Source organism: Nostoc sp. 2RC (assembly GCF_014222165.1).
GTDB lineage: Bacteria > Cyanobacteriota > Cyanobacteriia > Cyanobacteriales > Nostocaceae > Nostoc > Nostoc linckia.
This window is the reverse complement of record NZ_JACKZU010000004.1, coordinates 1-17,391: the sequence shown is the minus strand read 5'-3', so window position 1 is coordinate 17,391 and position 17,391 is coordinate 1. Positions and strand designations below refer to the sequence as shown.

Annotated in this window: 16 protein-coding genes; 12 read left to right on the top strand and 4 right to left on the bottom strand. The window is 40.1% G+C overall.

Annotated features, from left to right (window positions below; all coding sequences use genetic code 11):
* Nucleotides 1-6: 6 nt before the first annotated feature.
* The 12 genes from GNE10_RS01185 to GNE10_RS01130 all read left to right on the top strand — a co-directional run bounded on the left by GNE10_RS01185 (nt 7) and on the right by GNE10_RS01130 (nt 13,463).
* Complete coding sequence (locus tag GNE10_RS01185) at nt 7-708, top strand: prepilin-type N-terminal cleavage/methylation domain-containing protein (protein WP_185563289.1); 702 nt, start codon at nt 7-9, stop codon at nt 706-708.
* Between the two features lie 305 nt (nt 709-1,013).
* Nucleotides 1,014-1,982: a hormogonium polysaccharide biosynthesis glycosyltransferase HpsE gene (gene hpsE / locus GNE10_RS01180; RefSeq protein ID WP_185563318.1), complete on the top strand. Its 969-nt coding sequence runs from the start codon at nt 1,014-1,016 to the stop codon at nt 1,980-1,982.
* Between the two features lie 11 nt (nt 1,983-1,993).
* Nucleotides 1,994-2,986, top strand: a complete 993-nt coding sequence (gene hpsE, locus GNE10_RS01175) for a hormogonium polysaccharide biosynthesis glycosyltransferase HpsE (protein ID WP_185563288.1) — start codon at nt 1,994-1,996, stop codon at nt 2,984-2,986.
* A 1-nt stretch (nt 2,987) separates the two neighbouring features.
* Nucleotides 2,988-4,058 carry a glycosyltransferase gene (locus GNE10_RS01170; RefSeq protein ID WP_185563287.1) on the top strand — a complete coding sequence of 357 codons (1,071 nt, stop codon included), beginning with the start codon at nt 2,988-2,990 and terminating at the stop codon, nt 4,056-4,058.
* Nucleotides 4,059-4,163: 105 nt separating this feature from the next.
* A complete protein-coding gene (locus tag GNE10_RS01165) occupies nt 4,164-4,724 on the top strand; it encodes a Tfp pilus assembly protein FimT/FimU (RefSeq protein WP_185563286.1) in 561 nt (186 codons plus the stop codon).
* On the top strand, nt 4,702-5,382 hold the full coding sequence (locus GNE10_RS01160; protein ID WP_185563285.1) for a TIGR04282 family arsenosugar biosynthesis glycosyltransferase: 681 nt from the start codon (nt 4,702-4,704) through the stop codon (nt 5,380-5,382). Before GNE10_RS01165 ends, GNE10_RS01160 begins: the two co-directional genes overlap by 23 nt.
* A 367-nt stretch (nt 5,383-5,749) precedes the next feature.
* Nucleotides 5,750-6,592 carry an HpsJ family protein gene (locus GNE10_RS01155; protein ID WP_185563284.1) on the top strand — a complete coding sequence of 281 codons (843 nt, stop codon included), beginning with the start codon at nt 5,750-5,752 and terminating at the stop codon, nt 6,590-6,592.
* A 118-nt stretch (nt 6,593-6,710) separates the two neighbouring features.
* Entirely contained in the window at nt 6,711-7,619 is a 909-nt protein-coding gene (locus GNE10_RS01150; protein ID WP_185563283.1) for a glycosyltransferase family 2 protein, read from the top strand.
* A 411-nt stretch (nt 7,620-8,030) separates the two neighbouring features.
* A complete protein-coding gene (locus GNE10_RS01145; protein ID WP_185563282.1) occupies nt 8,031-8,744 on the top strand; it encodes a DUF502 domain-containing protein in 714 nt (237 codons plus the stop codon).
* Nucleotides 8,745-8,866: 122 nt separating this feature from the next.
* Nucleotides 8,867-9,508, top strand: a complete 642-nt coding sequence (nusB, locus tag GNE10_RS01140) for a transcription antitermination factor NusB (RefSeq protein ID WP_099067346.1) — start codon at nt 8,867-8,869, stop codon at nt 9,506-9,508.
* Between the two features lie 207 nt (nt 9,509-9,715).
* On the top strand, nt 9,716-11,356 hold the full coding sequence (ftsY, locus tag GNE10_RS01135; RefSeq protein WP_185563281.1) for a signal recognition particle-docking protein FtsY: 1,641 nt from the start codon (nt 9,716-9,718) through the stop codon (nt 11,354-11,356).
* Nucleotides 11,357-12,071: 715 nt separating this feature from the next.
* Nucleotides 12,072-13,463 (top strand): PP2C family protein-serine/threonine phosphatase, encoded by a 1,392-nt coding sequence (locus tag GNE10_RS01130; RefSeq protein WP_185563280.1) that lies wholly within the window; start codon nt 12,072-12,074, stop codon nt 13,461-13,463.
* A 27-nt stretch (nt 13,464-13,490) separates the two neighbouring features.
* Here the strand turns inward: GNE10_RS01130 and plsY are convergent, their stop codons facing one another.
* The 4 genes from plsY to GNE10_RS01110 all read right to left on the bottom strand — a co-directional run bounded on the left by plsY (nt 13,491) and on the right by GNE10_RS01110 (nt 17,315).
* On the bottom strand, nt 13,491-14,171 hold the full coding sequence (gene plsY / locus GNE10_RS01125; RefSeq protein WP_185563279.1) for a glycerol-3-phosphate 1-O-acyltransferase PlsY: 681 nt from the start codon (nt 14,169-14,171) through the stop codon (nt 13,491-13,493).
* Between the two features lie 202 nt (nt 14,172-14,373).
* Complete coding sequence (locus tag GNE10_RS01120; protein ID WP_185563278.1) at nt 14,374-15,651, bottom strand: DUF3086 domain-containing protein; 1,278 nt, start codon at nt 15,649-15,651, stop codon at nt 14,374-14,376.
* Nucleotides 15,652-15,845: 194 nt separating this feature from the next.
* Complete coding sequence (locus GNE10_RS01115; RefSeq protein ID WP_185563317.1) at nt 15,846-16,262, bottom strand: DUF3119 family protein; 417 nt, start codon at nt 16,260-16,262, stop codon at nt 15,846-15,848.
* A 255-nt stretch (nt 16,263-16,517) separates the two neighbouring features.
* Nucleotides 16,518-17,315, bottom strand: coding sequence for an MlaE family lipid ABC transporter permease subunit (locus GNE10_RS01110; protein WP_185563277.1), 798 nt, complete (start codon nt 17,313-17,315; stop codon nt 16,518-16,520).
* Nucleotides 17,316-17,391: the final 76 nt, after the last annotated feature.

Here is a 17,391-nt window from a genome sequence, read left to right as displayed (position 1 = left end):
GGGATTATGGACAACCTAACTTTAAAGTTATTGCACACTAGGATCTGTAATCAAGACGCCAAGGAGCGATTTCATCCTCAATCTGATGCTGGTTTTACTTTAATAGAAGTACTTGTAGTGGTGTTAATTATTGCAGTTTTAGCAGCGATCGCTGCTCCTGGTTGGCTTGCCTTTGTAAATCGACAGCGAGTAAATAAAGCTAATGATGCTGTTTTAGCTGCACTACAGGAAGGACAGCGCGAAGCCCAAAAGAAAAAACTTAGTTACAGTGTCAGTTTTCGGAAAGTTGACACAACCCAAAATGTAGAGGTTGCCATTTATCCTACTAAAAAGAGTGATGGTAGTAATTTTACTGATGCTGAAATCTCTACATGGAAACCTTTGGGAACGGATGTAGCAGTCGATTCTGAGAAATTACTTCTGGGCGGAAATCTGAGCGGAGAAAACACAGCTAAACTTACTGAAAATTCTCCTGTAGATTACCCTTTAAACACATTATATAAAATTACCTTTAACTATATGGGAACTCTACCAAATGCAAACTTTGGCACAATCCCAACAGGTTCAACAGAGCCACCTGGATTAAAAATTGTGGTAGCTATACCAAGTGCTGCAAATTCTACATCTGCTAGTAGCGTCAAGCGATGCGTGATTGTCCAAACTTTGTTAGGCTCAATGATTACAGGAAAAGACTCCAAATGTAATTAACTAACTTTCATAGCAAAAATTTATAAAAATACGAAATAATACTGAACATAAAACTGCACATTGATAGCAAAATTGAAGCATCAGGTGTAGTTTTTTATTCTATCGATTTGATTTGTTGATTACTGCGTTACAGATTGGAGATTCGCAGAATAAGTAATTAATTAGACATAAATAAATTAAAGTTTGTAGTCATGACTTTAGTCACGATAATCCTGAATCAGCTATTAAGCGCTGACTACCAATGAGGATTTTATTTAATGTTTAGTCATATCTATCTATCAAAATCTCAAAATATCTTTCACATCATGACTGATTGCTTAGATTTTACTGTAGCTATCCCAACTTACAACGGTGAAAGTCGTTTGCCTGAACTACTAGAGCGGCTAAAAAATCAACTTCACACGGAAAATTTATCTTGGGAAATTATAGTTGTAGACAATAACAGCACTGATAACACTGCTAAAATTGTTCAAGCTTATCAAAAAAATTGGCAATGTTCTTACCCTTTAAAGTACTGCTTTGAAGTAAAGCAAGGTGCGGCTTATGCACGCAAAAAAGCAGTAGCAGAAGCTAAAGGTAAATTGATAGGTTTTCTAGATGATGATAATTACCCAATATCAAATTGGGTAGCCGCAGCTTATAGTTTTGCCCAAAAATATCCCAAGGTAGGGGCTTATGGTAGCCAAATTCATCCTGATTGGGAAGTAGAACCACCACAAAATTTTCAGCGAATCGCTCCATTTTTAGCAATTACGGAACGAGGTAATTTACCCCTATTATATGAAGCTAAAAATAAATTATTACCTCCTTCTGCTGGACTAGTTGTCCGGAAACAAGCTTGGCTAGAAAGCTTACCAGATAAGTGCATTTTAACTGGCAGAGTTAAAGGTAATATGCTTACCAGCGAAGATTTAGAAATGTTGTCTTATATTCAAAAAGCAGGATGGGAAATTTGGTATAATCCAGAAATGGAGATTTATCATAAAATACCAAATTCTCGATTACAAAAAGACTATTTAATTCCATTTTTTCGCGGAATCGGACTCAGTCGTTATGTAACTAGAATGGTAAATATACAACCTTACTATAGACCGATCGCTTTTTTAGCATACATGATTAATGACCTACGTAAAATAACTTTACATTTGCTTAAATATCGGACTCAGTTAAAAAATGATTTAGTAGCTGCTTGCGAAATGCAACTTTTTTTAAGTAGTTTAATAAGTCCTTTTTATCTTTGGAAAAATGGTTATTTGAAAAATAAATTATCATAACATTAATAATTATGCCTGAATCAGCGAATGAAAAATTAGATATTACTGTAGCTATTCCTACATACAACGGAGCAAGCCGTTTACCTAATATTTTGGATAAGCTCTTAACTCAAACAGGTGTACAAAATCTTAAATGGGAAGTTCTTATTGTCGATAACAATAGTTCTGACAATACATCTGAAATCATCCAAAATTATCAAAAACTATATGATGGGAATTGCCATTTAAGATATGTCTTTGAAAGAGAACAAGGAGCCGCTTTTGCAAGATTGCGAGCAGTCAAGGAAGCTAGAGGCGAGTTAATTGCATTTTTAGATGATGATAACTTACCTGCACCTGATTGGTTAGCCCAAGGATATGCTTTTGGATTAGAGTATCCTCAAGCTGGTGTTTGGAGTGGACAAATTCATGGTGATTTTCAAGTAAAACCACCAGAGAACTTTGAAAAAATTCAAGGGTTTCTTGCTATCAGAGAACATGGTTCAAAACCATATTTATTTGATGTAGATAATTTAAGGCTTCCCCCTGGTGCAGCACTTATTGTTCGCAAAAAAGCGTGGCGTGAAAATGTACCAGAACGACCTATTTTAAGCGGTAAGTTACCTGGTATTTTGGTGCAAGGTGAAGATTATGAACCATTACTTCATATACACAATGCGGGCTGGCAAATTTGGTATAATCCTAACATGCATACTTACCACCAAATACCAAGCTGGCGATTTGAAAAAGATTATCTAGTAAATCTTGCACGTGGTTGTGGTTTGTGTATTTTTCAACTCAGGTTAATAAATGCTAAAAATTGGCAAAAGCCAATAGTATTTGTCAAAACTGTTTTAGGAAATTTACGGCGAGTATTACAGTCTCTTGTTCAATATAAAGGACAATTAAAACACAATCTAATCGCACTTGTTGAAATGGAATTTTATTTGGCTAGTATGATAAGTCCTTTTTATTACTTGAAATGTAATTTAAGGAAACTATTCAAAAATAAGGCAGCCATATAAAATGATTAATTGTAACCAAAGCCAAAACTTACCAAAAATTTCTGTAATTATACCTGCTTACAATAGTGAAAATACTATTATTCATACAATTAATTCTGTTTTAAATCAAACTTTTACTGATTTAGAATTAATTGTAATTAATGATGGTTCGCAAGATTCTACTCTGGATATTGTTAAGCAAATACAAGACCCACGAATCAAAGTATTTTCTTATTCTAATGCAGGTGGAAATGTCAGTCGTAACAGAGGACTAAAACTTGCAGTTGGAGAATTTGTTAGTTTCCTAGATGCTGACGATCTTTGGACACCTAATAAACTTGAATCTCAATTAAAAGCTCTGGAAAAAAACTTGAGTGCTAAAGTTGCTTATAGTTGGACTGATTACATTGATATCAATGGTGATTTTGTCCTTTCAGGTAAACGCATAAATATCAATGGAGATGTTTACGAAAATTTATTAGTTAGTAACTTTCTAGAGAATGGCTCTAATCCTTTAATTTATAGAACAGCTTTAATTTCATTAGGTGGCTTTGATGAATCTCTAGCTGCGGCTCAGGATTGGGATATGTGGCTGCGATTAGCATCTAAATTTGATTTCGCCTGTGTGCCATCTGTGCAAATATTATACCGAATTAGTGCTAATTCAGTTTCTTCAAATCTTGTCAGGCAAGAAAAAGCTTGCTTGCAGTTACTTGAAAGAGCATATCAAGAAAGACCATCAGCATTCAAGCAAAATTGGAGTATAAGCATTGCAAATCTATATAAATATCTTACTTGTAAAGCTTTGCAAAAGCCATTAAACCGCAAAAAAGGTATAACAGCAGCTAAATTTTTGTGGAGGTATTTTATTCATGATTCTTCAAGATTTCAAAATATAAATTTTAGCTCGAAATTATTATTGAAAATTTTCATAATTCTCATACTGCCTACCTTTTTTCACAGTATTACTAGCCAGCGTCAACTCAAAAGCGAAAAAACTGAAATATTACTCAATAACTGGGTGGTTCACGACTTACGCAGCGATCCGAAAAATCAAAAGTTTGGGAAAGGCTGTAAGGGTATAGAGGTATAAGTTTTCAAAAGGCTTAGCTCTATACCCTTAAACGTTTACATCCAGTCTAAAAAAATAACCAAGCCTGCATAAGTCTTGTACTTGAAAAAAGACCAGAAACTAACAATGAATACCCAGGTGTATTTACCGTTTCTAGTTAATACAAAGAATGTTTTGAATAATCGCTCTAGTAGTGGTTTTACTGTCCTTGAAACTTTAGTAATTGTTGTACTGATTGGTTTATTAGCCGCACTGGGAATACCGAACTGGATAACTTTTGTGGCTACTCGCCAACTTAATACTGCTCAAAACGAAGTTTACTATGCGATGCGGCAAGCTCAAACACAAGCAACCAAAGAAAAATCGACTTGGCAAGCTAGTTTTCGCGAGCAAAACGGCATTGTTCAATGGGCTGTTCATCCTGCTACAGTAAGCCCATCTAATGCAAATTGGAATAATTTAGATTCCAATGTGCGCCTTGATTCGGAGACAAACTTTGAAGCGCTCACTACAGTACAGCAAGTTAGATTTGACTACAGAGGTAACGCTAAAGATTTAGGACGAATTACCCTATCGAGTAAGTCTGGTGGTAAAGCGAAGCGTTGTGTTATTGTTTCTACAATCATAGGAGCAATACGAACTGCAAAGGAACATACTAGAGCCGATGGGGGTAAGTATTGCTATTAATATATTTTTAGTTTCTTCAAGTAAAGTATTGCGTAGCTCAAAACAACGCTTGATTATTTTTACTCGCTACCCTGAACCAGGTAAGACGAAAACCCGGCTGATACCTGTTTTGGGATCTTTTGGCGCTGCTAATCTTCAACGCCAAATGACTGAACACACAATATTGCAGGTTAAACAATTGCAAAAAGCCATTGACATATCTGTAGAAATATGGTTTTCCGATGGCGATTTACAACTGATGCAAAAATGGTTGGGGTTGGATTTAGTTTACCAGCCTCAAGGGGAAGGAGATCTGGGTTTGCGGATGGCGCGATCGCTCCTCCAAGCTTTTCAATCTGGTGCAGAAAAAGCAATTATCATCGGTACAGATTGCCCTGGACTAAATCCCGAAATTTTAGCAACAGCCTTTGATAAGTTACGCACCTTTGACCTCGTACTTGGCCCAGCATTGGACGGTGGATATTACTTAATTGGTTTGCGGCAACTCATTCCCGAATTATTCGCTAATATCGAGTGGGGAACTGCTAACGTGTTCCAAAAAACTGTGGAGATTGCCCAGAAAGTTAATTTATCATATGTGAATTTGGTGTCTTTAGCTGACGTTGACCGACCAGAGGATCTATCTATTTGGCAACAGTCCTTTGTGACAGAAGGATAAAGTAACAAGAAGGTACGGCGACGCGGTGAAGAAATTAGAGCTTTGGGCATTACTTCCTTGAAGTCGCCATAGCTACCTAAATTTGTGCCTCTTTTCCTTCAAGTCTCTAGGAATCTAATTTTTACAAGAAATCGAGAATCTGAATCTACAGCCCCGCATAAACTTCGTATCTTCAAATACTAGGAATTTTCTGAAGACACCGGGCATAACAAATGTTACTGTGGCCTAGTTGAAAACCAAGAGGCCAGAAAGTTCACAATTCTTGAATCTGATTTGTGTTTCTATAGAACAGTTACGGTCATGGGCACAATATTCGAGTAACTTGAAATATGAAAATCATTCGTATTGACTGCAAGTTTGAAAAACTATGGTTAACCGTTTTACTTCCGTGAGTACTGCCTTCACTGTTAAGGTAGTTGGAATAATCTGCATTTTGTTGTTTTTTGTTGATTTTTTGATTCTCTTGTTGCCTTTTCAACCGACCGATCGCGGATGGCAAATAAATTTGGCAACAGCACTAGTGGATCGGGGAATTGTTCCTTTGGTGGGTTTGGGGCTTTTGTTCGCTGGCTATTGGATTGATAGCGCTGAAGCGGGAAGCGATCGCACCCAAGGTGTTGACTTAAGATTTCCGGCTCTAATTCTCTCAAGTATTTTAGGCTTGATGTTCTTACTGATTTTTCCTCTGCATCTTAATAATGTGAATCAAGCCAAAAATCAAACAGTGAACCGAATTATCGAAGAAGCAGATCAAGCAGAAAATCAACTTAACAATCGCTTATCGCAATTGCAAGCACAACTAAATACCGAACAAGGAAAAACCCAGCTAGAACAGCTGCGAACTCAGACCAAAGCTCAGTTTACAGAATTACTCAAAGATGACCAAAGATACAAGCAAGCACTTGAAAGTTCCCAAGTTCCTCCAGCTATCAAGGACTTACTAAAAAAGGCTAAAACAGATCCCCAAGCACTTGACAAAGCCATCGAACAGCAAACAGATATTCAGACCTTAAGAACTCAACAATTGAGCCAAATTCGGCAACGCAGGGATGAAGCTGATAAACAAGCTAGAGATAGTGCATGGAAGTCTGGATTGCGGATTGGTATTAGCAGTTTACTGTTGTCTATTGGTTACATCATCATCGGCTGGACAGGCTTAAGAAGCAGGGGTGCTTTACAAGGTGGTAAACCCAAAGCTAGTGCACGCTAATTTTTTCGGGAGATGGGGAGATGGGGAAGACAAGGGGACATAACAGTCATCAGTCAACAGTCACCACTCCTAACTCCTAACTCTTAACTCCTAACTTTATAAGTATAAAACCTGGGGAATGTTCTCAATTTACATACTGACATATAACGAAGAATTAGATATTGCTGCTTGTATCGAATCAGCGATGCTATCTGATGACATCATTGTTGTAGACTCATGCAGTAGCGATCGCACTGTGGAAATCGCTAATCGCTATCCCATCCGCGTTGTCCAACACGCCTTTGAAAGCCACGGACGCCAACGTACCTGGATGCTAGAGTCTATTCCCCCAAAGTATCAATGGGTTTACATTCTGGAAGCTGATGAGCGCATGACACCAGAATTGTTCGCGGAATGCCAAAAGGCAAGTCAAAGTCCAGACTACATCGGCTACTATGTCGCTGAACGCGTTATGTTCATGAATCACTGGATTCGTTACAGCACGCAGTATCCCCGTTATCAAATGCGCTTGTTTCGTCACGGTAAAGTTTGGTTCACTGACTACGGCCACACTGAACGAGAAGTTTGTGACGGTGCAACTAGCTTTTTAAAAGAAACATATCCCCACTATACTTGTAGCAAAGGCTTAACTCGCTGGATTGAAAAGCATAACCGTTATTCCACTGATGAAGCTCAAGAAACTTTATATCAATTAGAACAAGGCAAGATAAACTGGCAAGAGCTATTTTTTGGCAAATCAGAAGTCGAAAGACGCCGCGCTCTCAAAGATTTGTCTCTGCGTCTGCCTGCTAGACCTTTGTTACGCTTTATATATATGTATTTTCTTTTGGGCGGTTGCTTAGACGGAAGTGCCGGTCTTGCTTGGTGTACATTGCAAGCATTTTATGAATACTTGATTTTGCTCAAAGTTTGGGAAATGAAGTATCTACCACAACCTGACTTAAACACAAAAGTAACTGTAGCTCAGGAAAGTACACAACAGGTGCAGTGCGGGAGTTCAGAATCCACACACGCTGATGCAGTTTAAAACCTGAAGTACTGGGTTGGACAAAACCCTCATCGTACGATCGCATTTATCAGAATTTACAGGGAAATAGCCATTTATAGGGACGCACAGCTAGCTGTGCGTCCCTATACGTGCTTTATTTAGAATAAGTTAATATTTTTAACGCAGTTTTTTCACAAAAGCTGTTCTCGGCAATGTCTCAAGAATTGAGCAAACAAAATAATTTTCAGCTTACCCAGTCGTGCTTTGAGAATCATGAGCAACTTTTCACTCTACGCGATAAATTAGTAATAACTTGAGAAACTTGTAACAATCATTTACAAGTTATATAAAGAAAAGTAACATCTTCTCAGAATAGCCAGTGGTTATTCAGTTAATTCATCTCTGTGTGTATTCTTGTAGGAAAATAGCTTAAAACAGGAGAATCGGCGCTTGGTAATCGATCGCCTAAAGCAGGACTTAAAAAATGACCTGATTGCTGGTTTGTTGGTAGTCATTCCTCTAGCAACTACCATCTGGCTAACAATTACCATTGCGAATTGGGTAATCAACTTTCTCACCCAAATTCCTAAACAACTGAATCCCTTTGATGGCTTACATCCCATCTTAGTAAATATACTGAATTTATTAGTAGGTCTAGCCGTACCATTGCTGAGTATTCTCGTAATTGGGTTAATGGCTAGAAATATTGTTGGGCGTTGGTTGTTAGATTTCGGTGAGCGTTTATTACAGGCAATTCCTTTAGCTGGACAGGTATATAAAACACTCAAGCAGCTTTTAGAAACAATACTCAAAGACTCCAATGGCAAATTTCGGCGTGTAGTTTTAGTGGAGTATCCCCGCCGAGGAATTTGGGCCATCGCCTTTGTAACTGGTGCAATCAGCAGTGATATCCAAGCCCAAATGTCTCGTCCGATGCTGAGTGTTTTTATTCCCACCACTCCAAATCCCACTACTGGATGGTATGCAGCCGTTCCAGAGGATGAAGTGGTGAACCTTTCCATGTCCATTGAAGACGCTTTTAAAATAGTTGTGTCAGGTGGAATTGTCGCCCCCAATACGCCGTTGATTTTACCCAAAGACTCCACATCTGAAATGAAACACGACGCAACCAGACAGCAAGTGATTCACGTAGAAGAAACTTAAACTCTATCAGGCAAAGTCACAAGCAAATGCGTAATTTTGTTGTTTGACTGTGCCAAAATTGATAGACTGATAAGCTTGTCACTCCTGGTTAATCAATTCTTGCACAATCACCCTTCACTTTTATGCAACCTCGTAAACCCCAGCAAATTGCTCGTGAATTGGCACTTTTAAGTCTTAGCCAACTGCCAGTCAGCCCGAAGAAATTAGATAAATTAGAAGACGAGCAACTAGTATCAAAGTTGGTGCTAGGAGCAGTACGCACCTTGACTTCAGAAGTGCAAGATACCCTAAATAATGCTGCCGGTGAACTGCAACGCAGTAACGATCGCCTTTTGAGTAGCCAAACTCGCGCCTCTGACCTCAACACTGCTAGAACCATGCTGCAAGAGGCCATCGCATGTACCCAAACAGCGATTAATCAGTTGGGTACTGCTGTTGATTTTCCAGAATTAATTCAGCTAGCTAATCAGGACAAGGGAGTTCGGAATTACGCTAAAGAGCTTGTAATTACAGTGAACGAAAATCGACAAATTATAGATGAACTCATATCCAATGCCCTGGTAGATTGGCAAGTAACTCGCCTTGCTCAAATTGACCGGGATATCTTGCAAATCGCTGTAGCAGAAATGAAATTCTTAGGAGTTCCAGATAGTATTGCCATTAACGAAGCTGTGGAGCTAGCTAAACGGTACAGTGGAGACGAAGGTCATCGATTTATTAACGGTGTTTTACGCCGAGTTAGCGAGCAAAAGAAAAGTGCATAGTTTTTTATACTTAGTTTCTAAAGTCAGGGAAAGGAGGAGATGAGGGAGATCGGGAGGTAGGGGAGCAGGGGAGAAAATCTTAACCTCTGCCAAGAACTGCTTCTTCTCAATGTCCAATGCCCAATGCCCCATGCCCAATGCCCCATTTGGCACAAGTTAAATTAAACTCATAATTCGTAACTTATAACAACAACTAATACTGCTGCAATGGTTTTTAACTGGTTCCGCCGTCAATATAACGATCCGTCTGACTCCTCCTCTGTTGAGAAGCAGGAAGAAACTCCTGCTGTACAAGAACCCCAACCAGAGACAGCCGAAACTTCCTCAGATAGTACAACAGCAGACTTGTTAGCGTTTGCTAAAGCTGCTTACAAAAATATCCAACAAAAACAACAATCTCAGACAGTAGAAACTCCGCCTGATTCATCAACAGAAGCGGCTGAGGCTACTGAAACTACAACTTCTCAAGAAACTGTAGAAACTCAAGTTAGTGAGGAACCTGCTCTCACCAGCCCAGAAGCAACACAGGTACAAGATATCCAAACAACCACAGAAGAATCTACTACAGAGGAAGAAACTACAGAAGATTCTGTAGTGGCTGCAATTACTAAGGAACCTGATGTCTCCAGCTTAGAATTAACCACAAGTGAAGTACAGACAACACCCGTTGAACCACAAACTACGCCAGAGGCAACACAGCCAACAGCACCATCTTTCCTAGAACGTGCGGCGGCGGAACGGCAAGCAAAGCTGGAACAACTCATAGCCAGCGCCATTGAAGTCCCAGAACCAGAGGTAGTACAGCCAGCATCAAAAACAGAAGAAGAAATTCCCGAATTAGTATTTGATGATGGATTTGTCTGGTCAGCGGAAGTGTTAGCAGCCCAAGGTAGACGCGCACAAGACGTTTCTATTGAAGAAATTACCTGGCTCAAAAAGCTGCGGCAAGGTTTAGATAAAACTCGCCGTAACATCCTCAACCAACTAAAAGCGATCGTTGGACAAGGGCCGCTTAACCAAGCTGCGGTATCAGAAATAGAGTCGTTGCTGCTGCAAGCTGATGTGGGGGTAGAAGCCACAGACTTGATTATCGATGCTCTACAGAAAAAATTACTCCAAGAAGTCACCCCTCCAGAAGAAGCGATCGCTTACTTGAAAAAAATCATCCGGGATATGCTGGATGCACCAAGCAAAACATCGCACAAATCTAGCTTTGCCCCAGAAAAAGAAACTTTAAACATTTGGTTAATCACTGGGGTAAATGGTGCTGGCAAAACCACCACCATTGGCAAAATTGCCCACCTGGGGCAAAAATCTGGTTATAAATGTTTGATTGGAGCAGCAGACACTTTCCGTGCTGCGGCTGTAGAACAAGTCAAAGTTTGGGGTAGCAGAAGTGGCGTTGAAGTCATTGCCAATCCCGGAAAGAATACAGATCCAGCAGCAGTTGTATTCGATGCGATCGCTGCCGCCCAAGCGCGTCAAACAGAATTACTTCTCGTAGATACTGCTGGGCGACTGCAAAATAAGAAAAATTTAATGGACGAACTCAGTAAAATTCGCCGAATTATCGATAAAAAAGCCCCAAATGCAAAAGTAGAATCACTGTTGGTTCTAGATGCCACTTTAGGTCAAAATGGACTGCGGCAAGCTGAAGTTTTCTCCCAAGCTGCCCAACTAAGTGGCGTTGTCTTAACCAAGCTTGATGGCACTGCCAAAGGCGGTGTTGCCCTTGCTGTTGTGCAACAATTAGGTTTACCCATTCGCTTTATTGGTGCTGGTGAAGGTATTGAAGACCTCCGCCCCTTTTCTAGCTACGAGTTTGTTGAAGCCCTGTTAAGCGGTTAGCAATTCCTTAAGTAAAAAGTGGCAACTTGAGAGGGATGGGGGATATGGACTGTTTTAAATTCTGCAAACTTGGCTTGACAGATGATTAGTCCGAAAAATTGAGCTTAAAAATTTGGTTGACAAAATGATACATTTAGGAGTCACTTAATCTGATATTATCGCTGGAATTAACCACAAACAAAATACCGGAAACAGTTTAAGTCTTAAAATCATCAACTCCTGTGATTAAAATGCTACCCCACTCTCAAGCCTCTTTAAATCTAATACTCCCGAAAGTATCCAGTAATCTTTTGTGAAGTAAATCTGGAAATTTAAAATATTTGGTTACTAGCCATTGGTCATTATGAAGAAATGATGAAGGACAAAACGAACACTTCTTCTAAAAACCTGAGTAATTATTCTTTGATTAAAGTATTTTTACAACTAGAGAGATATGTTTTGGCACTTCAGTTATGAAAAAATGAAAAACCCCGCCAAGTGTCATCCCAAATTACTATTTTTGAGAGATTAGATTTTGATTAAAAATATAGAATTACAACTGAGGAATCTGGAATCAAGAATGTAATTAGCAAATAAAATACTCATAAAGTTTACCTGTTACGTCTTTATACTCTTGCTAAAATCACAAGTCTTGTCTAAATATGGTTTAGCAATATTAAAGCGACAAAATTTATAAATAATTTCAAACCTACCAAAAATAAAGTGTAAAAAAACTGTGCCTGTGTCTCAACTGCCCTCTCAACCCACTGACAACAATAGTAGCGCCACGACTGATGTCACACCAGTCGTAGCGCTGAAAGAACTCGTGGCAAGGTTGCACCGGGAACAGAATAAAATTCAAGATTTGCTCAGTTCTCTTGGATTCGCACTTAGAAGCTTCAACAATTTGAATCAGTTTTTGGAACTGATTCCGCTGATGGCAACAAGGGTCACAGATGCTGATGGTAGCGCCTTGTTTCTTTACAAACCTAATGGTCAAGTCAGGTTAGAACAACTACACTGGCAAGATAGCCACCAGCGAAAGAATATCCGCAAGGCACTAGAAATAGCTAGCAGTCAAATCACACTTGTACCCAATGCTGTCCCTTTAGCAAGTACTACAGGGATTTTGGATGACCAAATGCATCGCTATTTGGGGCCAGATGTGCAAATCTTTGGAACGGCGATTTTAGTCAAGCATACAGAAAGGGGTTGGCTGTATGTTTTGAGTCGCGATCCGGAATATAGCTGGACGGAAACCAGGCAAAAATTAGTTAGATTAGTGGCAGACCAAACAGCAGTAGCCATCGAAAACGATGAACTAGCTGTAGAACTGAGAAAAAAAGAACGTTTAGACCAAGAACTAGAGATTGGTGCAGAAATTCAACGGCGACTTCTGCCTCGGCAATGTCCTACAATACCTGGTGCAGTGTTGGCAGCACGTTGTAAACCTGCCAATCGGGTAGGTGGAGATTATTACGACTTTATTGCTACTAATAATAATCAAATTCAGCCAAACGCTAAAAATGGCACAGGAACTGGTCGTTGGGGTTTGGTGATTGGAGATGTTATGGGCAAAGGTGTTCCCGCTGGGCTGATTATGACAATGATGCGGGGAATGCTACGAGGAGAAGTTTTACACGGTAATTCTCCAGCCGGAATTCTACAAAACTTAAATCGAGTTATGTATGCGGATTTAGAAAATTCCCATCGCTTTGTAACGCTTTTTTATTCAGAATATAATCCCCATAATCGAGTTTTGTCTTATAGCAATGCAGCACACAACCCTCCTTTATGGTGGCACGCTGCTACAAAAACAGTTAGCCGTTTAGATACTTTAGGAATGCTAATTGGTTTAGATGCTAACAGCCAATATGAAGATGCCCAGGCACAGCTAGAACCGGGAGATACAATTATTTACTATACAGATGGTTTAACGGATGCTGCGGCAGCTAGTGGCGATCGCTTTGACGAAGAAAACTTTATTGCTGATTTCAATACAGCTTGTAAATACTGCAACGGGCCGCAGGAAATTGTCGATTATTTATTCGACCAAGTTCAGAAATTCATCGGTGCTGATAAGCAAAATACCGATGATATGACACTAGTTGTTTTGCAAATTCTTTAGTTATGGCAGGCTATTGCCTATTGCTAACTATGCAGTTTGTTTCGGTTCTGTGGATAAATTTTGCCCAATTTTAGGCTCAGTACCAGCAATTAATCGTTCGATATTACTGCGATGGCGCAAAATCACATATAATCCACCGGCAATACCAAACAAAATATATGGTAAAGGTTGACGCAAAAGCAACATAAAAATAGAAACAGCGATCGCCCCTGCAATCGAACTCAAAGAAACAATCCGCGATATAGCTACAACAACGGCAAATACACCTGCTGTTGCCAAACCTACCTGCCAATTCATTGCCAACAAAATCCCCAAACTAGTAGCAACGGATTTACCACCAGTGAAGCCTAAAAAAATTGATTTACTATGTCCAAGAATCGCAGCTAAACCAACTAAAGTTACTATCCACGGTTGCCATAATTTTACATCTACCGTTGGAGGGATAATATTTTGACTAGCGGCAAAATTGAACAACCAATAACCAAGAGCGATCGCTAATGCTCCCTTCAAAGAATCAAGTACTAAAACGAATGCTCCTGGCCCTTTACCCAAAGTTCTTAGCACATTTGTTGCGCCAGTGGAACCAGAACCAACTTGTCGAATATCAATACCTTTTAACTGCTTGACAGCAATGTACCCGGTGGGAAAGGAACCCAGCAGGTAAGCTATAAATACAGTTACTCCGCACAGAGTTAACCAGATAGCCATGATAACAATTCAAAATTCAAAACTTGTACTGAGCGCAGCCGAAGTATTCAAAATTCCCAAATCCAGAGAAAACCTCTCGATACAAATTACACAAAACTCCACAGTGGAAAGGCAATTCATCAATTATCCCTAAGTGAATAAACAACAGCCTCACATAGAATTGGTATGACCAATGACTAATGACCAGTGACTAATGACTAAGCTAAAAGTCATCATCATAGTTTCTCACTGTTTTGGGGTCGGGGGCAAAGGCTAACCATAAAGGAAATTGCAGCAGAGACAAACTGATTTGCTCTTCTGAATCATCAATAATAATTAAAGGCAATTGATTGGCTTTTACCAACCGATCTGCTTTTTGGGCTACAGCTTCCGATGCCTCAAATAATACCACGCCTCTGTCTGGGCCAAAATCTGGGCGACCGATTCCCAGGCAGTCTTGCAAGCCACGACGCCATTCACCTAATCGTTCTGGTGTATTAGCTAAAACTAAGGTACGGACGCGATCGCCATACAGCTTGTGTAATATCGAAATTGCAGCAGAGGCAATTAGGATATTCTGCAATCGACTACCCATCGTCCGCAAAGCACCCCGTCCTCCTTGGCTGAAAAACCAGTTAGAAACTCGTTCTGCATGGACTGGCTCAAACGTCCGGCGTAACTGCCAAGCGGGGCCATAGTAATCTGGCTTATTGCGGTATTGGTCAATTAAACGGCGAATTTGCTTTGTAGTATCTTGAAACTGTTGTTGGGCAAATTGCGGTATTCCTGGCTGAGGTTCGGCTGGTTTCACCTCTTTGATATTCGGTTTTTCTCTTTCTACCACAGCTGGCGTTAGTTGCAGCTGCTCAGCAGCAGCGGCCAAATCCTGTAAGCTACCCGTGAGATAATCTTTAAAACCCTGCACTCGAATTGCCAAGTCTTGGGATGCTCCCGCAAAAGTGGTTCGCATTTCGTTGCGGATACGTTCTTGACGACGTTCAAGCTGTTCTATGGAAATTTGCAGGGCTTGTTTGCGTTGTTCTAACTGCACTAGTGATTCTTTTACGAGTTGTCCCAGAGAAGTTTGAGTTTCACTCAATTGTGCCTGAAGGATTTTGTAAGAAGCTTGCAGGTTAGCTATTTCTTCTTTCAGTGCTGCTTCAGTACTCTGCAAGTTTGCCACTCGCTGCTCTGTTGCAACGTATAATAAACTGTCTTCTGATTTTGATGTGTCTGAACCCAGTGTGGCAGTTTCCGGTTCCAACTGCTGTAAAGATTCGCCATTGGAACTTTCTGTTGGCTCTACCGTAGAATTTACCTCATCGGCTGTATTAGAAATAGTTGAATCAAAACTTGCGTCCTCTTCTGATGAGCCAATAGGTGCTGTTTGTGCCAGTGAATCAACAGATGGGTTTGTTGGATGTTCGACTCCATTGGTTTGTTCTTCTTGTGTCAACCATTCATCAATTGGTTCTGGGGTTTGAGATGCCTCTGGGTTCATAAACAATACTGTAATTCCTATGATGCGAATAAATAACTTTCAGAAATATTACAATTAACAAGCTTTCAAAGTTCTAAGTTTTGGGAGGTACTCAATTTTGGTCTTTGAGTATAGATTAGAACTACTTGTCATTACTACATAAATTTGAGCGGCGGCTTTTACCGCTCAAATCTTTTGTGAGTCAAGACTTAGTACTAAATATGCGGACAACGTTGTTCCAAGCAAGTTTTCAAGGTGTCGGGGTCAAATAAAATAGGCAAAAAGTGAATGCTTTTAACTTCTTTAAAGTAAAACAATATGGGGACTTTATTCCAGAAGATACGCCAATTTTGCCATTCCTGGTAGGGAAAACGTCGAATCAATTTTTCGCCTCTGTAAATATCTAAATCGGTAGCGGTAAATTGCAAGCGCAGTGTTAAGGTTTGAAACATCAAAAACAAGCCAAACAGCATGACAATAGAGCCTATCCACGGTTGTAGCAATATTAGTGGAATAGCAGCAATCACCAACACCACAGGTATATTGTAACTGGGCTTGAGTTCCACAGTTGCAGTGGAGTTAGGGGCAAATGAAGTGGTCACAGTCTTAAATCCTGCTTTGTTACTACATATCTCTTTTATTTTAGGAGTTAGGGGTTAGGAGTTAGGAGTTAGGAGTTAGGAGTTAGGAGTTAGGGGTTAGGAGTTAGGAGTTAGGAGCTTTGACTCATATAGCGGTTAAAACATAGTTTAAGACATAAATTGCTCCTAAAACCCCGACCCGATGAGACTTTCTTTGCCTGTTAGCTTTTGCTTATTGCCTGTTCCCTGCCATCACTGATAACTCCTCACTCTTAACTCTTAACTTTTAATCTCAACTCTCAACTTTTAAAATCCTTGCAGGAATGCACTTCCAGTTCCTTGAAACATTAACCAAGAAAGAAAGAAGTTGCTAACAAAGATAATTAGCAAGGCAGTCACAACAGCAGTTGTAGTAGACTGTCCTACACCTTTAGCTCCTCCTGTTGTTGTCAAGCCCCAACTGCAACCAATTACAGCGATGAGAATACCAAAGCAGCACGCTTTGATAGTGGCACTCACAATATCCCAAGCGCGAAGAAAGTCACGGGCTGAGTCTAGAAACACTGTATCAGATAGGTTGTAAATATTTGTCGCAACTAGAAATCCCCCAAACATCCCTGTGACCAAAGACAATAGGGTTAAAATTGGTAGCATCAACAAACAAGCAAGGACGCGGGGAATAACTAGATAATCGATTGGATCTGTTCTGAGCATCAACATAGCATCGATTTGTTCTGTTACGCGCATAGTACCTATTTCTGCTGCAAAGGCAGAACCCACTCGCCCCGCCAAAACCACTGCTGTTAATACAGGAGAAAGTTCTCGTGTCAAAGCCACGGAAAGTACTCCGCCAATAATGTTTCCTGCACCAAAATTAATAAATTCTCGTGCTACCTGGATGGTAAACACCGCGCCCACGAAAATAGCCGTTAATAAAGCAATAAAAAGGGAATCTGGCCCAACTGTTGCCATTTGCTCTATGGTGTTGCGCCGATGGATCTTACCCCTTAATAGGTGAACTAGTACTTGCCCACCCAAAAAAATCGCTGCCAGCAATCGCTGACTCCACTCTCCTAAACTGGATTTGGATGTAGTCTGGTTCAATGTTCTGTAGCTAACTCGGTAACTGCCTTAAGAATAGCGGAAGTAATGGGGAATGGGGAATGGGGCATTGGGGCAT

Bases quoted from the DNA above. Each gene is read 5' to 3' on its own strand.
- hpsE (WP_185563318.1), top strand. From the start codon at position 1,014: ATGACTGATTGCTTAGATTTTACTGTAGCTATCCCAACTTACAACGGT.
- GNE10_RS01185 (WP_185563289.1), top strand. From the start codon at position 7: ATGGACAACCTAACTTTAAAGTTATTGCACACTAGGATCTGTAATCAA.
- GNE10_RS01150 (WP_185563283.1), top strand. From the start codon at position 6,711: ATGTTCTCAATTTACATACTGACATATAACGAAGAATTAGATATTGCT.
- GNE10_RS01155 (WP_185563284.1), top strand. From the start codon at position 5,750: ATGGTTAACCGTTTTACTTCCGTGAGTACTGCCTTCACTGTTAAGGTA.
- hpsE (WP_185563288.1), top strand. From the start codon at position 1,994: ATGCCTGAATCAGCGAATGAAAAATTAGATATTACTGTAGCTATTCCT.
- nusB (WP_099067346.1), top strand. From the start codon at position 8,867: ATGCAACCTCGTAAACCCCAGCAAATTGCTCGTGAATTGGCACTTTTA.
- GNE10_RS01165 (WP_185563286.1), top strand. From the start codon at position 4,164: ATGAATACCCAGGTGTATTTACCGTTTCTAGTTAATACAAAGAATGTT.
- plsY (WP_185563279.1), bottom strand. From the start codon at position 14,171: ATGGCTATCTGGTTAACTCTGTGCGGAGTAACTGTATTTATAGCTTAC.
- ftsY (WP_185563281.1), top strand. From the start codon at position 9,716: ATGGTTTTTAACTGGTTCCGCCGTCAATATAACGATCCGTCTGACTCC.
- GNE10_RS01120 (WP_185563278.1), bottom strand. From the start codon at position 15,651: ATGAACCCAGAGGCATCTCAAACCCCAGAACCAATTGATGAATGGTTG.
- GNE10_RS01170 (WP_185563287.1), top strand. From the start codon at position 2,988: ATGATTAATTGTAACCAAAGCCAAAACTTACCAAAAATTTCTGTAATT.
- GNE10_RS01160 (WP_185563285.1), top strand. From the start codon at position 4,702: ATGGGGGTAAGTATTGCTATTAATATATTTTTAGTTTCTTCAAGTAAA.